This is a genomic window from Janibacter massiliensis, from assembly GCF_900289115.1.
GTDB lineage: Bacteria > Actinomycetota > Actinomycetes > Actinomycetales > Dermatophilaceae > Janibacter_A > Janibacter_A massiliensis.
This window is the reverse complement of record NZ_LT985196.1, coordinates 1,285,661-1,299,857: the sequence shown is the minus strand read 5'-3', so window position 1 is coordinate 1,299,857 and position 14,197 is coordinate 1,285,661. Positions and strand designations below refer to the sequence as shown.

Annotated in this window: 15 protein-coding genes; 6 read left to right on the top strand and 9 right to left on the bottom strand. The window is 72.9% G+C overall.

The window, feature by feature from the left end; genetic code table 11:
• Window positions 1–21: 21 nt before the first annotated feature.
• Entirely contained in the window at window positions 22–1,395 is a 1,374-nt protein-coding gene (locus tag DAA34_RS06315; RefSeq protein ID WP_106818089.1) for an HNH endonuclease signature motif containing protein, read from the bottom strand.
• 113 nt (window positions 1,396–1,508) lie between these two features.
• Window positions 1,509–2,678 (bottom strand): nucleotide sugar dehydrogenase, encoded by a 1,170-nt coding sequence (locus tag DAA34_RS06310; protein WP_106818088.1) that lies wholly within the window; start codon window positions 2,676–2,678, stop codon window positions 1,509–1,511.
• A gap of 186 nt (window positions 2,679–2,864) precedes the next feature.
• Between DAA34_RS06310 and DAA34_RS06305 the strand changes: the two genes are divergently transcribed.
• Window positions 2,865–3,323 (top strand): CoA-binding protein, encoded by a 459-nt coding sequence (locus DAA34_RS06305; RefSeq protein WP_106819889.1) that lies wholly within the window; start codon window positions 2,865–2,867, stop codon window positions 3,321–3,323.
• A gap of 10 nt (window positions 3,324–3,333) precedes the next feature.
• Here DAA34_RS06305 and purE read toward each other — a convergent pair whose 3' ends face one another.
• From purE to DAA34_RS06285, 4 genes are all read right to left on the bottom strand, one after another.
• Window positions 3,334–3,855 (bottom strand): 5-(carboxyamino)imidazole ribonucleotide mutase, encoded by a 522-nt coding sequence (gene purE, locus DAA34_RS06300; protein WP_106818087.1) that lies wholly within the window; start codon window positions 3,853–3,855, stop codon window positions 3,334–3,336.
• Window positions 3,848–5,053: a 5-(carboxyamino)imidazole ribonucleotide synthase gene (locus DAA34_RS06295; RefSeq protein ID WP_106819887.1), complete on the bottom strand. Its 1,206-nt coding sequence runs from the start codon at window positions 5,051–5,053 to the stop codon at window positions 3,848–3,850. The genes purE and DAA34_RS06295 overlap by 8 nt, the downstream gene beginning before the upstream one ends.
• Window positions 5,054–5,129: 76 nt before the next feature.
• Window positions 5,130–6,242, bottom strand: coding sequence for an adenylate/guanylate cyclase domain-containing protein (locus DAA34_RS06290; RefSeq protein ID WP_106818086.1), 1,113 nt, complete (start codon window positions 6,240–6,242; stop codon window positions 5,130–5,132).
• Window positions 6,205–7,032 (bottom strand): biotin--[acetyl-CoA-carboxylase] ligase, encoded by an 828-nt coding sequence (locus tag DAA34_RS06285; protein WP_158707646.1) that lies wholly within the window; start codon window positions 7,030–7,032, stop codon window positions 6,205–6,207. Before DAA34_RS06285 ends, DAA34_RS06290 begins: the two co-directional genes overlap by 38 nt.
• A 24-nt stretch (window positions 7,033–7,056) precedes the next feature.
• Here DAA34_RS06285 and DAA34_RS06280 point away from each other — a divergent pair, with 24 nt between their 5' ends.
• Complete coding sequence (locus DAA34_RS06280) at window positions 7,057–8,703, top strand: acyl-CoA carboxylase subunit beta (protein WP_106818084.1); 1,647 nt, start codon at window positions 7,057–7,059, stop codon at window positions 8,701–8,703.
• Complete coding sequence (locus DAA34_RS06275) at window positions 8,700–8,933, top strand: acyl-CoA carboxylase subunit epsilon (RefSeq protein WP_106818083.1); 234 nt, start codon at window positions 8,700–8,702, stop codon at window positions 8,931–8,933. The genes DAA34_RS06280 and DAA34_RS06275 overlap by 4 nt, the downstream gene beginning before the upstream one ends.
• 65 nt (window positions 8,934–8,998) lie before the next feature.
• Here DAA34_RS06275 and DAA34_RS06270 read toward each other — a convergent pair whose 3' ends face one another.
• Window positions 8,999–10,276, bottom strand: a complete 1,278-nt coding sequence (locus tag DAA34_RS06270) for a lipase family protein (RefSeq protein ID WP_106818082.1) — start codon at window positions 10,274–10,276, stop codon at window positions 8,999–9,001.
• Window positions 10,277–10,441: 165 nt separating this feature from the next.
• Between DAA34_RS06270 and DAA34_RS06265 the strand changes: the two genes are divergently transcribed.
• Window positions 10,442–11,083 carry a Maf family protein gene (locus DAA34_RS06265; RefSeq protein ID WP_106819885.1) on the top strand — a complete coding sequence of 214 codons (642 nt, stop codon included), beginning with the start codon at window positions 10,442–10,444 and terminating at the stop codon, window positions 11,081–11,083.
• On the opposite strand, the gene DAA34_RS06260 is transcribed toward DAA34_RS06265, so the two are convergent.
• Window positions 11,084–11,746 carry a class I SAM-dependent methyltransferase gene (locus DAA34_RS06260; protein WP_106818081.1) on the bottom strand — a complete coding sequence of 221 codons (663 nt, stop codon included), beginning with the start codon at window positions 11,744–11,746 and terminating at the stop codon, window positions 11,084–11,086.
• 3 nt (window positions 11,747–11,749) lie between these two features.
• Window positions 11,750–12,553 carry a TylF/MycF/NovP-related O-methyltransferase gene (locus tag DAA34_RS06255; RefSeq protein ID WP_234354139.1) on the bottom strand — a complete coding sequence of 268 codons (804 nt, stop codon included), beginning with the start codon at window positions 12,551–12,553 and terminating at the stop codon, window positions 11,750–11,752.
• Window positions 12,554–12,632: 79 nt separating this feature from the next.
• Between DAA34_RS06255 and DAA34_RS06250 the strand changes: the two genes are divergently transcribed.
• Window positions 12,633–13,559: an AAA family ATPase gene (locus DAA34_RS06250; protein ID WP_234354138.1), complete on the top strand. Its 927-nt coding sequence runs from the start codon at window positions 12,633–12,635 to the stop codon at window positions 13,557–13,559.
• Window positions 13,549–14,112 carry a hypothetical protein gene (locus tag DAA34_RS06245; protein ID WP_158707644.1) on the top strand — a complete coding sequence of 188 codons (564 nt, stop codon included), beginning with the start codon at window positions 13,549–13,551 and terminating at the stop codon, window positions 14,110–14,112. The genes DAA34_RS06250 and DAA34_RS06245 overlap by 11 nt, the downstream gene beginning before the upstream one ends.
• The last annotated feature ends 85 nt before the right edge of the window (window positions 14,113–14,197 follow it).

Here is a 14,197-nt window from a genome sequence, read left to right as displayed (position 1 = left end):
GACGGTCCTGCGTGCGCGGTCCTACCGCTGCGGGCGGTGAGTACCAGCGGGTGGTCCCAGCTGTCGTGGCCCGGGTGGGTCTGCGGGCTCGATCGTGTGGGGCGCGTGGTCGATCATCCGGTGGTGGTGCCCGCACAGCGGGATCGCGTTGGCCAGGTCGGTGACCCCACCGTCCTGCCACGGGTTCTGGTGGTGGATCTCGCACCACGCGAACGGCCGCCCGCACCCCTCGGCAGCGCACTCCGGGTACACCGCCGACAGCGCCGCCCGCTGCGCCGGGGTGAAGCACCGCGCCTGCCGGCCCAGGTCCAGCGGCAGGGACCCGCCCCCGAGCACGGTCGGGATGATCCCGGCCGCGGCCGCCCACCGCCGCAGCGTGCCCGCGGGCGCGTCCTCGGCCACGTCGGTGGCCCCGACCTTCTCCCGCTCACCCCGCAACGTCTCCAGGTCGACGTGGACCAGCAGCGTCGCGGCGATCTTGTCGTTCAGGTGGTCGGTCGGCAACCGCTCCAGCACGCTCGCCAACGCCTGCCCCCGCCGCTGCTGCCACCGGACCCCGGCCAGCCCGTCCTCGTTCCACCGCGAGGTGTACCCCGCCGTCATCGCCGCGTCGTCCCGCTCGAGAGACCCCGCCGCAGCCGCCGCTCCTGGCCCTGCCGGGTGCGGCTCGCCCGTGGCGCGTCGTGGGGTGGTCATCGCGTCGATGACCTTCTTGAGGATCTCCCCGGCCAGGACCGGCACGGTGAACCCACCGGTGGCGGTCCCGTCGTCGTTGCGTCGCAGCCAGAACCGGGACTTCTCCCACGCCCGACGCTCCCGCTCCTGCAGCAGGGCGTTCTCGTGCGCGTCGACCACCACCGGGTCCGGCTCGACCTCGGCCAGCGCCCGTCGTGAGGCCCGCCGCAGCTCCCGCGGCGCCAGCCGCTGGGCCGATCCCAGCAGCCGCCGCTCGATCCGCGCCTGCCCGCCGGCCTCCACCGTCTCAGGCAGGTCCGCCAACGCCTGGGTGATGACCCGCGCGTGCTCGCTGGAGATCTCCCCCCGCGCCAGCGCCTCCCCCGTCGCGCTGGCCTCCAGGTCCGCCGCCAACCGCGCCGCACCCGCGGCCTTGACCCGGTCGGTGTTCGTCACCATCGCGACGAACGACCCGGTGTCGGTGTGCCCGGCCGACGCGGCCGCCCCGCGCCGGTCGATCTCCCGGATCACCGCCAACCGCACCGCCTCCGCCCGCCGCACCAGCCGCTCCGCCTCACCCAACGCCGCGCGCAGCTCGGCCAACGACCCCACCCCACCGGCCCCCGCGGCCAGGGCAGCGTCCACCGCCGCGTGCGCATCACCGATCGCCCCGGGCATCCCCCCGCCCGGGGCCTGCAGATCCAGCGCCGCGATGGCCATGCCCCAACGCTATCGAACGGGTGTTCGAATGCACAAGGGGGTCGGCCAAGAGCTCCCCGGCGATGCGACCCCAGTCGAGGTGATCGACGAGTACGGGCGGGATCCCCGCCGCGTCAGCTGTCGCGGCCGAAGAGATCCCGCGTGTAGACCTTGTCGGCAACCGGGTCGAGCTCCTCCGTCATCCGGTTGGCGATGATGACGTCGGACGCGTCGATGAACTCCCGGAGGTCCCGCACCACGCGCGCGCCCATGAAGTCCGCCGCGTCGAGCTCGGGCTCGAAGACGAGGAGCTCGACCCCGCCCTGCTGCAGGCGCTCCATGACGCCCTGGATGCTGCTCGCCCGGAAGTTGTCGGAGCCCGCCTTCATGATCAGGCGGTGCACCCCGACGGTCCTGGGCTCCCGGCGGAGGATGTCGTTGGCGACGAAGTCCATCCGGGTGGCGTTGGAGTCGACGATCGCACCGATGAGGTTCTGCGGGATGTCGCGGTAGTTCGCGAGCATCTGCTTCGTGTCCTTGGGCAGGCAGTAGCCGCCGTAGCCGAAGCTCGGGTTGTTGTAGTGCGCCCCGATGCGGGGGTCGAGACCGACGCCGTCGATGATCTGGCGGGTGTCGAGCCCGTGCGTCGCCGCGAACGTGTCGAGCTCGTTGAAGTACGCGACGCGCATCGCGAGGTACGTGTTGGCGAAGAGCTTGATCGCCTCGGCCTCCGTCGAGTCGGTGAGCAGCACGGGGACGTCCTTCTTCGTCGCTCCCTCGAGGAGCAGGTCCGCGAAACGCCGAGCCCGGTCGGAGACCTCGCCGACGACGATGCGGCTCGGCTCGAGGTTGTCCTGCAGCGCCTTGCCCTCGCGGAGGAACTCCGGGCTGAAGATGACGTTCTCGCAGCCGGTGCGCTCGCGCAGGCCGGCGGTGAAGCCGACGGGGATCGTCGACTTGATGACCATGACCGCGTCGGGGTTGATCCGTGTGACGTCCGCGACGACCCCCTCGACGGTCGAGGTGTCGAACGCGTTCGTGTCGGGGTCGTAGTTCGTCGGGGTGGCGATGACGACGTACTGCGCACCCTCGTAGGCCTCGGACGGGTCGAGGGTCGCGCGCAGGTTCAGGTCACGGTTGGCGAGGAAGTCGCTGATCTCGGCGTCGGTGATCGGGCTGCGTCGGTCGTTGAGCATCGCGACCCGCTCGGGGACGATGTCGAGCGAGACGACCTCGTGGTGCTGCGAGAGCAGGACGGCCATCGACAGCCCCACGTACCCCGTTCCGACGACTGCGATCTTCACTGTTGCCTGACCTCTCAGCGGTGGAGCACGGTCCGCGCCCGACCCGGGCGGGGTCTCCCCCGGCTCCGGGGAGGGCCGCCACCGTGCAGTGCTCCGCCGCATTATGCCGAAGGGGCCGGGGCGACCCTGCCCACCGCTCGCCCCGGCGCGTTGCGCCGACACCGTGGCGGAGCGTTCACTGGGGTGGTGACGAACGAGACCCGCACCCCGCACGTGAACGACCCGGCCGTCATCCGCCGGCGGCTCACCGATCCGGGCACCTGGGCGGTCGTGGGGCTGAGCCGGAACACCGCGCGACCGGCGCACGGGGTCGCACGCTGGCTCAAGCACGAGCGGGGGGCGACCATCGTTCCGATCCACCCCGCGGCCGAGGCGGTCGACGGCGACCCGGCGTACGCCTCGCTCTCCGACATTCCCGAGGGCACCCGGATCGACGTCGTCGACTGCTTCGTCGCGAGCGAGCGGGTCGGTGCCGTCGTCGACGAGGTGATCGCGCAGCGCGACCGGTTGGGGATCGGCGCGGTCTGGCTCCAGCTCGGGGTCGTCGACGAGGCGGTCGCCGCCCGCGCCGCCGAGGCCGGGCTCGAGGTCGTCATGGACACCTGCCCGCGGATCGAGTGGCCCCGGGTGGCGACCCGCGGCTGAGCAGGACCCCTCAGTCGCGGCCGAGGGAGGCCCGCAGGCGCCGTCCCTTCTCGGTCGCCTGGGCGCGCAGGTCGTCCTGCAGCTCGAGCATCGCGGTACGAAGGCGGCGCGCCTCGGGGCCTTCGCCGGCCCCGAGGATCCGGGCCGCGAGCAGCCCGGCGTTGCGCGCGCCGCCGACGGAGACGGTGGCGACGGGCACCCCCGCCGGCATCTGGACGATCGACAGGAGCGAGTCGAGCCCGTCGAGATGCTTGAGCGGCACGGGCACGCCGATGACCGGCAGGGGCGTCACGGAGGCGAGCATCCCCGGCAGGTGGGCCGCGCCCCCCGCGCCGGCGATGATGACCCGCAGACCGCGATCGGCCGAGGTGCGGCCGTAGTCGATCATCTCCGTCGGCATCCGGTGCGCGGAGACGACGTCGACCTCGTGCGGTACGTCGAGCTCGGTCAGCGCCCGGGCCGCGGCCTCCATCGTCGGCCAGTCGCTGTCGCTGCCCATGACGATCCCGGCCAGGGGCTGGGTGTCACTCATCGATGACTCCTTCGATGTAGTCGGCCGCATGGCGGGCCCGGTCGCGCAAGGAGGCCAGGTCGTCCCCGAAGACCGTCGCGTGGCCGATCTTCCGGCCGGGACGGACGCCCTTGCCGTAGAGGTGCAGGCGCAGCCCGGGATCGCGGGCCATGAGGTGGCGGTACGTCGGGTAGAGGTCGGTGGGCTCGCCCCCGAGGACGTTCGCCATGACCGTCCACGGCGCGCGCGCCGACGGGTCGCCGAGCGGCAGGTCGAGGACGGCGCGCAGGTGCTGCTCGAACTGCCCCGTCACCGCGCCGTCCATCGTCCAGTGGCCCGAGTTGTGCGGGCGCATCGCGAGCTCGTTGACGAGCAGCCCGTGCTCCCCGTCGATGACGACCTCGAAGAGCTCGACGGCGAGCACGCCGGTGACCTCGAGCGCGCCGGCCACCTCGAGACCGATCGCCATGGCCTGCGCGGCCTCGTCCTCGGTGACCCCGGGTGCCGGCGCGAGGACCTCGGTGCAGATGCCGTCGGTCTGGACCGTCTCCACGACCGGCCACGCGGAGGCCTGCCCGCTCGGGCTCCGGGCGACGAGGACGGCGAGCTCGCGCTCGAACGCGACGGCCTCCTCGACGAGCAGGTCGGCGCCGTCCGCCCGGGCGACCCAGTTCTCCAGAGTGGCGCGCGCGCGGGCGTCGTCCCGGCGGACGAGGAGCACGCCCTTGCCGTCGTACCCCCCGGTCGGGGTCTTGACGACGACGTCGCCGACCTGCGCCGCGAACGCGTCGACGGTCGCCAGGTCCCTTGCGCGGGTCCACCGCGGGCAGGGCAGGCCGAGGGCGGTCAGCGCCTCGCGCATGACGAGCTTGTCCTGGGCGTGCCGCAGGGCCTCCGGCCCCGGATGCACCGCGACCCCGTCGGAGACGAGGGCGGCGAGGACCTCCTGCGGGACGTGCTCGTGGTCGAAGGTGACGACGTCGCAGCCGCGCGCCCAGGCACGGACCGTCTCGACGTCGGTGTGGTCACCGACCGGCGCGTGCGGGACGACGAGCGCCGCCGCCGCCTCCGGAGACTCCGACAGGACGGAGAGGGTGAGGCCGAGCTCGGCGGCCGGCCCGGCGCACATCCGGGCGAGCTGGCCACCACCGACGATACCGACGACGGGGAAGCCACCGGGGGCGCGCCGGGCGGTGCTCGTGGGCTCGGGAGATGTCACGGCCGCGAGGATATCCGTCAGGAGGGACACGCCCGGCCCGTTCCGACCCGGCGCCGCTGGGCTCGGGGCGCGGTCGTCAGTGCGGGGCGCCCAGCGGGAAACGCGCGGGACCGTCCTCGGCCCGGGCGCCGCGCGAGCGCGTGAGCCGCGAGGGCACGACCTCGCCGATCCCGCGCAGCTCTCGGGGCCGGTCCGTCACCGCGACGAATCCCGAGACGTTGCCGATCTCCCCGGCGAAGGCGTCGTCGACGAGGATCATGCCGGGCTCGGCGACCGCCGTCAGCCGGCTCGCCCGGTTGACCGTCGTCCCGAACACGTCCCCCAGGCGCGGCAGCACCGCACCCAGCGCCATCCCCAGGCGCACCGGGGGCAGGAGGTCGTCCTCGCCGATCGCCGCGACGAGGTCCGTGGCGATCGCGGCCGCCGTCCCGACCGTCGTCGTCTGGAACATCACCTCGTCGCCCACGGTCTTGACGACCCGGCCCCCGTGGGCCGTGACGACGTCCGAGCACAGCACCTCGAAGCGCTGGACGAGGACACCGAGCTCACGCTCGCTCAGGCGGTTGACGATCGCCGTGAACCCGACGAGGTCGGCGAACCCGACCGCCCGCACCATGCCTCCGGACTCGGCCTCCGGGGTGGCGTCCGAGAGCATGCGCGAGACCGCCTGGGCGAGCTGGCGGCGCCAGACGTAGGTGACGAGCGGCTCGATGTCGTCGGCGAGCGAGGTGATGAGCACCGCCGCGTCCGCCGCCGTCTCGGGGTCGAGCCCCGCGGGACCACGCGTCGCCGAGGCGGCCTCGTCGTCCACCGGGTCCGCCCCCGCGACGTACTCGGCCGTCAGCTGGGTCTGCCACAGGGCGAGCCGGTCCATCGTGCGGGCAAGGGCCCGCGTCATCGCGAGGGCGAGCTCCTCGTCGACGGCCCCCGCGCGCACGAGCGCACCGACGTCGGCCAGGGCCGTGCGGTCGGCCTCGGTGAAGAGCGCGTCCTCGTCCTGGACGAGCGGGAACCCCATCGCGTGCCAGAAGCGTCGAGCGGTGAGGATGCTGGCCCCGGTGGCCCGGGACACGTCGCGGCGCCCCATGGTCGTCGGCGGCCCGAGGAGGGCGAGCTCGATCGAGTCGCGGTCCAGCTCGACCCTGGGTCGCTCAGCCGGGGTCTGCGGCGGGCGGGGCTGGGCCGTCATCCTCGGGCCTCTCCTCCGGTCGCCGGGTCATCCTGGTGTGAACCACGTCACCAGAGCCCACCGTAACCCACCGCTCCCCGACCCGAACGCGAAGGCGCCCGATCTCGTCGAGCCCGCCAGCGACCCCGGCGAGCACCTCTCCACCGGGCAGGGTCACCGCGACCTGCGAGCCCACCGTCGCGCACGCCCGGCGGTACTCCTCGAGCACCGCCGTGCGCGGCATCGTCAGCAGGACCTCGGTCTCGGCGAGCCAGGCGGCCAGGACCTCCTCCCGGGTGGTGCTCAGGCCCGCGAGCCGGAGGGAGGTCGCCTCCGGGACGGGCAGCTGGTCGGCCTCGTGGGCGAGGTTGAGCCCCCATCCGGCGACGACCCCCGCAGGCGTCAGCTCGCACAGGACACCGGCGAGCTTGCGGCCGTCGGCGGCGAGGAGGTCGTTGGGCCACTTGAGCGCGGTCGTGCGCAGGCCGAGGGCGCCGACCGCCCGATGCAGCGCGAGCCCGACCCGCAGCGGGACGACGGGCAGGTCGTCGGCGCCGACCGGCCGCGGCAGCATCGCCGAGACCGCCAGGCCCGCACCCGGGACGTGGTCCCAGACCCGCCCGAGCCGTCCCCGCCCGGCGGTCTGCTCGAGCGCGACGACGACGTCACCGACCCGTCCGTGCTCCCGCAACCAGACGTTGCTCGACCCGACCCGCTCGAGGACCGTCACGGACGTCCACGCGCCGATCGGACCGTCCCCCTCGGCTCCGAACCGGCGTCTCACGTGGGAGAGGTCGAGGCGATCGTCCACCCTTCCGACGATAGGCTCACCCCCATGGCCGAGACCACCGACGTGCAGACGACCGACGCCACGGCGATCGGGGGGACCGACGTCCCGCAGGACATCGACACCCACACCACCGCGGGCAAGCTGGCTGACCTCAAGCGCCGCGTGGCGGAGGTCGCGAACGCCGGCTCCGAGCGTGCGGTCGAGAAGCAGCACGCCAAGGGCAAGATGACGGCCCGCGAGCGCATCGAGAAGCTCCTCGACGAGGGCTCGTTCATCGAGCTCGACAAGTACGCCCGCCACCGCAGCACCGCGTTCGGGCAGGAGAAGAACCGCCCGTACGGCGACGGCGTCGTCACCGGCTACGGCACGGTCGACGGCCGCCCCGTCTGCGTCTTCGCCCAGGACTTCACCGTCTTCGGCGGCTCGCTCGGCGAGGTCTTCGGCGAGAAGATCTGCAAGGTCATGGACCTGGCGATGAAGACCGGCTGCCCGGTCATCGGCCTCAACGACTCCGGTGGCGCCCGGATCCAGGAGGGCGTCGCCTCCCTCGGCCTCTACGGCGAGATCTTCCGCCGGAACGTCCACGCCTCGGGCGTCATCCCCCAGATCTCGCTCATCATGGGCCCGTGCGCGGGCGGCGCCGTGTACTCGCCGGCCGTCACCGACTTCACGGTCATGGTCGACCAGACCTCGCACATGTTCATCACGGGCCCGGACGTCATCAAGACCGTCACCGGCGAGGACGTCGCCTTCGAGGATCTCGGCGGGGCGCGCACGCACAACACGAAGTCGGGCGTCGCGCACTACATGGGCACCGACGAGGACGACGCCATCGAGTACGTCAAGGCGCTCCTGTCGTACCTGCCGAGCAACAACATGGAGGAGCCGCCGGTCTTCGGCGAGGAGCAGGACCTCACCGTCACGGCCGAGGACCTCGAGCTCGACACGCTCATCCCGGACAGCCCGAACACCCCGTACGACATGCACACCGTCATCGAGAAGGTGCTCGACGACGGCGAGTTCCTCGAGGTCCAGCCGCTCTTCGCCCCGAACCTCATCATCGGTTTCGGCCGGGTCGAGGGCCGCAGCGTCGGCGTCGTCGCGAGCAACCCGATGCAGTTCGCCGGGACGCTCGACATCGACGCCTCCGAGAAGGCCGCCCGCTTCGTGCGGACGTGCGACGCGTTCAACGTGCCGGTCCTCACCTTCGTCGACGTGCCGGGCTTCCTCCCGGGCACCGACCAGGAGTGGGACGGCATCATCCGCCGCGGCGCGAAGCTCATCTACGCCTACTCCGAGGCGACGGTCCCGCTCGTCACCGTCATCACGCGCAAGGCGTACGGCGGCGCCTACGACGTCATGGGCTCCAAGCACCTCGGGGCGGACATCAACCTCGCGTGGCCGACCGCGCAGATCGCCGTCATGGGCGCGCAGGGCGCGGTGAACATCCTCTACCGCAAGCAGCTCGCGGAGGCTCAGGAGAAGGGCGAGGACGTCGAGGCCGCGCGCCAGGCGTTCATCACCGAGTACGAGGACGCCCTGGCCAACCCGTACGTCGCGGCCGAGCGCGGGTACATCGACACGGTCATCACGCCGAGCAACACCCGGATGAACGTCACGCGTGCGCTGCGGGCGCTGCGGACGAAGCGGGCGACGCTCCCGGCCAAGAAGCACGGGAACATCCCGCTGTGACCGCCGCCCCGAACGACACTGCGGCCGACCAGGCCGGCCCCGTCCTCCAGGTCCTCGGGAACGCGAGCGCGGAGGAGATCGCCGTGCTCACGGCGATCCTCGCCGGACTCGGCGGCGGGGAGCCGCAGGAGGCTCCCCGCCCGTCCCGATGGACCGACCGGGCCCGCCTCGTCCGCCACCCGGTCCACCCCGGTCCGGGCGGGTGGTGGGCCTCCGGCCTGCCCCGCTGACCTCACGACACCGGCCCCGGCCCCGCACTCGCGGGACCGGGGCCGGTGTCGTCACCGCGCGTGCGTCAGCTCAGCGCCCAGCAGTTGCTCAGCTGCTTGACCCCGGCGAAGCGCGCCTTGAAGAACAGGAGCGCATCCGTGGACGTCGGGAGCGCGCCGCCGATGTGCGTCGGGGCGAGGATCGGGCGGAACCGGACGTTCGCGCCCTTCTCGCACCAGCTCTTGGCCATCGCGCGGCCGACCGAGTACGGGATGACGTCGTCGGCGAGCGAGTGCGTGACGAGGACGGGCGGCGCCGGCTTACGGTTGCCGATCTTGTTGTCCGCGAGGACGGACTTGAAGGGCTCCTCGTCGAAGTACGCCGTGAGCGGGCGACCGTCCGCCGTGAGGGTCGACGACTTCGTCCCCGCGTACTTCGTCACCTCGAGCACGCAGGTGTTCTCGATGCCCTTGAGCGTCGTCGCCCCGGCCTCGTTGAGGTACGGCGCCATGTCGATGTCGTACCCGGCGGCGAGCCCGATGAGCGCGTACCCGAGGAAGCCGACGAAGAACGACCCGTCGAGGTTGGCCCCGACCGGGCCGAGGTCGGCGGGCACGGCGCCGGCGACGACACCCTTGACGTTCAGGTCAGGGGCGTAGGTGGAGGTCAGCTCGGCCGCCGAGGCAGCGGCCCCGCCGCCCTGGGAGTACCCGGTGATCCCGACGGGGCTGTCGGACAGGCCGGCGCCGGGGACGCTCTTCGCGGCGCGCGCCATGTCGAGCACGACCCGGCCCTGGACCTCACGGTTCATGTACGTGTGCGAGCCGTCGGTCCCGAGGCCCTGGTAGTCCGTCATCGCGACGGCGTACCCGGCGGCGATGAGGCCTGCGGCGAAGATGCCCTCGTACTCGAAACCCTCGGCCATCTGACGCGAGGGCGCGCAGCGGTCCGCCATGCCCTGCGTACCCGGGGCGTAGGAGATGACCGGGCGCTTGCCGGGACCGGTCCACGCCGTCTTCGGCACGAAGATCGTCCCGGTGACCGCGATCGGCCGTCCGAGGCGGTCGGTCGAGGAGTACATGACGCGGGTGGCGCTCACCGTGCTCGCGGACAGCTTGAGCGGGTCGAGCAGCAGCGGCGCGTCCGCGGATCGGATGATCTGGCCGGGGGTGCCCGAGATGTCCGCGGGCGGCTCGTAGAACGCCGGGCGGGGCGCCTCGGGCTGGCCGAGGATCGACTGGGCACCCGCCGTCCCCTCGACGTCGGCGACGCCGGCGTGGGCGGCCGCCCCGCTGACGGCGACGAGGCCGAGCGCGGCGAGACCGGCGGCGAGTGCGGGCTGGGTGCGGGTGGAATGGCGCATCGTGGGATTCCTCTTCGTCGTTGAAGTGGCGGGCCCGGCGGACACCGCGGTGCCCCGATCGTAGATCGCTTGGTTACCTGGCGGTCACCTTTCACCGCGGTCAAATCCCCGGGCCGGTGCGCGAGCGTCCCCGCGTCACCGGGGTACCGTCGCCGCGTGGGCCCCATGACCATCGTCCTTGCCTCCGCCTCCCCCGCCCGGGCGAGCCTCCTCCGACAGGTCGGGGTCGCGCCCGACGTCCGCGTCAGCGACGTCGACGAGCCCGCGGTGGAGGCCGACGCCCGTGCGCGCTTCGGCGATCTCGAGCCGGCCGACGTCGCGCTCCTGCTCGCCCGAGCCAAGTGCGAGGACGTTGCGGCGCACGTCGAGGAGGACGCGGTGGTCCTCGGCTGCGACTCCGTCCTCGAGATCGACGGTGAGATCCACGGCAAGCCCGCCGACGCCGCGGAGGCGGTGGAGCGCTGGCGCACGATGCGCGGACGGGAGGGTGTGCTGCACACCGGCCACTGGATCGTCGACGAGCGCGGCGATGACGCTGGTGGCACCGGCGCGACCTTCGGCGCGACGTCCTCGACGACCGTACACTTCGCCGAGCCCACGGACGCCGAGATCGACGCCTACGTCGCCACGGGCGAGCCGCTGCGCGTCGCCGGGGCGTTCACCCTCGACGGGCTCGGTGCGCCCTTCGTCCGGGGCGTCGAGGGCGACCCCAGCACCGTCGTCGGACTCTCCCTCCCCCTGCTGCGCGAGCTGCTCGCGGAGATCGGCGTCGGATGGTTCGACGTCGTCACCGGCGACGCCGGGTGATCAGCGGGCGCGGTCGACCGGGCGGCGCAGGATCACCTGGTAGTTCTTGCACATCCCGATGTCGGTGCGCTTGTCGGCGAGGTCGAGCTCGGCGAACCGCTTCGACATCCGGGTCATCGCCCGCCGGCCCTCGGCGAGCTCGTCCGGCAGCTGGCGACCGCCCATGAGCAGGGCGTAGGCGAGCATCCCGTAGAAGCCCTCCATGGGCTCGATCTCGACGACCTCGAGGTCGGCGCGCTGCGCGAGCTCGGCCCAGCCGTACCGGCTGAAGCGCCAGAAGTCCCACGGCTTCTCGTGCTCCTCGTAGAAGAAGGGCGCCGTGAGCCAGGCCTCGCCTCCGGGACGCAGCACCCGGCGGAGCTCGGCGAGCGCGACATCCGGGTCGCGCACGTGCTCGAGGGTCTGCGAGCACCACACGAGGTCGTAGGAGGCGTCCGGCACGGGCAGGTCGACGACGTCCGCCCGGTACGTGATGTGGGAGTAGTCCTTGCCCTCGGTGAGGCAGACATCCGCCGTCTCGTACGTCACGTGGGCGAAGAGGTCGGCGTACGGCGCCGAGCCGGCGCCCGCGTCGAGCACCCGGAAAGTGCGGTCGGTCCCGCGGGCCGCCGCCCGCTCGGCGAACCGGCGGGCGTGCTCGCGGGAGGGGTTGACGAAGCCCACGGCTCAGCCCTCCCGGACGAGGTGGACGCGCGCCCGGTACTCGGCACGCAGGCCAGGCGTACGGGCGAGGAAGTCCCGGACCGCCTCGCGGGCGCCGGACCAGAACCAGTAGTCGTCGACGACGACCCGGCCCCCGGGCACCAGCCGCGGGACGATCCGTTCGAGGCAGACCATCGTCGAGTCGTACCAGTCCCCGTCGAGGTGGGCGAGGGCGACTGGCTCGTCGCCGGTGACCGTGTCCTCGAACAGCCCCTGCACGAGGTGCACGTCGTTCTGCTCGACGGGCACCCCGAGCCGGGCGAACGACTCCCGCACCTCGCCGACGAGGTCCTCGCGGTAGCCGTAGTACGTGTCACCACCGAGCCCCTTCGACTCCCCCGCGGCGATCGACGCGTAGCGCGCCTGCACGTCCGTCCCGTCACGCTCGGACGGCGGCGGGATGAGACCGAAGACGTCGTGGACGTACAGCGGACGTGACCCCCGCAGCGCGGAGCCGAGGACGATCGAGGACCCGCCCAGCGCGGCGCCGGCCTCGATGACGCAGCCGCGGCCGCCCACCGGCAGCGCGGCGGCCAGACGGGCCAGGGCCCGCAGCTCGGCCTCGGGCAGGTACGTCAGCCGCTCCTCGCGGACCCGCCGGATCGTCTCTTCGACGTCGTCAGGGAGGGCGACGACCGGCTCGGGGTCTCGGACCCAGTCGGTCGTCTCGCGGAGCTGGTTGTCCATGCGGGCGATCTTGCGATCGCGATCGGCGACCATTGCCCGCAGGCGGTCGATCCGCTGCCGCAGCTCGCCCTCGTCTGCCACGTCGGTTCCTCTCCTCGGCCCGGTCGACCACACGGTATCGATCAGCGCGGTCCGTCGCGTCCCGCATAGGGTCGCAGCCGTGGACCGACCGACGACCGACCGCCGCTTCGCCTCCGTCGAGGCCGTGACCGATGCCCTCGCGGGGGTGGGTTACCTCGCGAGCGAGGAGATCGCGACGACGGTTCTCCTGGCGGACGCGCTCGGCAAGCCGCTGCTCGTCGAGGGGCCGGCGGGCGTCGGGAAGACCGCACTGAGCACGGCGGTCGCGCGGGCGACGGAGGCAGAGCTCGTCCGGCTCCAGTGCTACGAGGGCATCGACGAGGCCCGCGCGCTGTACGAGTGGAACCACGCCAAGCAGCTGCTGCGGATCACCGCCGCCGGGGCCCACCACGACGCGCGCGGCGCCGACGAGGCCGACTGGTCGACCGTGCGCGACGACCTCTTCACCGACGAGTTCCTCCTGGACCGCCCGCTGCTCAAGGCCATCCGCTCCCCGCGGCCCACCGTGCTGCTCATCGACGAGCTCGACAAGGCCGACGTCGAGATCGAGGGGCTGCTGCTGGAGGTCCTCGGGGACTTCCAGGTGACCGTCCCCGAGCTCGGGACGATCCGCGCCGCGCACCGCCCGTTCGTCGTCCTCACCTCGAACGCGACCCGGGAGCTGTCCGAGGCGCTGCGCCGTCGTTGCCTCTACCTCCACATCGACTACCCCGAAGCGGGCCTCGAGGAGCGGATCGTCCGGCTGTCGGTCCCGGGCATCGACGATGCCCTCGCGGCATCGGTCGTCCGCCTCGTCGCGGCCCTGCGCCGGATGCGGCTGCGGAAGTCGCCGTCGGTGTCCGAGACGGTCGACTGGGCCCGCACGCTCATCGCGCTCGGGGCGGACTCGCCCGACCTCGATCCCGCCACCGTGCGACGCACCCTCGGGGTCCTCCTCAAGCACCGGGAGGACGTCGAGACCGCCGTGCGGACCCTTGACCTCGACCGCCCGCTCGATGGCGCCTGACGCGGCGAGCAGCACGGACCCGCTCGCGGGGCGGCTCGTCGCACTCGGCCGGGCGCTGCGGCTGCACGGGATCGATGCCGGGCCGAGCGAGCTCGCCGACGCCGCGGCCGTGATCACCGTCCTCGGCCTGGACGACCGCGAGCGCCTGCGCTCCGGGATCGCCGCCGCGACCCTGCACCGCGAGGGGCAGCGGGAGACGTTCGACCAGGTCTTCGACATCCACTTCCCCGCCGCGGTCGGGGCCCGGACGGGGGTGCCACCCCTGGAGCCGATCGCCCGGCCCCGTGACGGCCGGGCGGTCCGGGCTCGGGCGGCCGCCCTGCTCGAGCAGCTCGTCGACGCGCTCGCGCGGCAGGACGACGGCGCGCTCGACCGGCTTGCCGCGCGCGCCGTGGACGAGCTCGGCCGGGTCGGGAACGACGCGAGCTCCGGGAGCCACTCGGCCCGCCGCGCGCTCGACGCCCTCGCCCCGCAGACCGCGATCGCGGCGGCGCTGCGCCGGGCCCCTGGCGCTTATACACATCTGACGCTGCCGACGAATAGAGAGGGGTAGAGCGAGGGGGGGGCAGGAGGATGGACAAAAAAAAAGGAGAAAGAGAGGCTACGAGAGGGAGACATCGAGCGGGCGCATGGGTCAG

What these genes read in the sequence shown, in the direction of transcription:
- DAA34_RS06290 (WP_106818086.1), bottom strand. Translation starts at nt 6,242, where the DNA reads ATGACGGCCCAGCCCCGCCCGCCGCAGACCCCGGCTGAGCGACCCAGG.
- DAA34_RS06280 (WP_106818084.1), top strand. Translation starts at nt 7,057, where the DNA reads ATGGCCGAGACCACCGACGTGCAGACGACCGACGCCACGGCGATCGGG.
- DAA34_RS06265 (WP_106819885.1), top strand. Translation starts at nt 10,442, where the DNA reads ATGACCATCGTCCTTGCCTCCGCCTCCCCCGCCCGGGCGAGCCTCCTC.
- DAA34_RS06245 (WP_158707644.1), top strand. Translation starts at nt 13,549, where the DNA reads ATGGCGCCTGACGCGGCGAGCAGCACGGACCCGCTCGCGGGGCGGCTC.
- DAA34_RS06270 (WP_106818082.1), bottom strand. Translation starts at nt 10,276, where the DNA reads ATGCGCCATTCCACCCGCACCCAGCCCGCACTCGCCGCCGGTCTCGCC.
- DAA34_RS06315 (WP_106818089.1), bottom strand. Translation starts at nt 1,395, where the DNA reads ATGGCCATCGCGGCGCTGGATCTGCAGGCCCCGGGCGGGGGGATGCCC.
- purE (WP_106818087.1), bottom strand. Translation starts at nt 3,855, where the DNA reads ATGAGTGACACCCAGCCCCTGGCCGGGATCGTCATGGGCAGCGACAGC.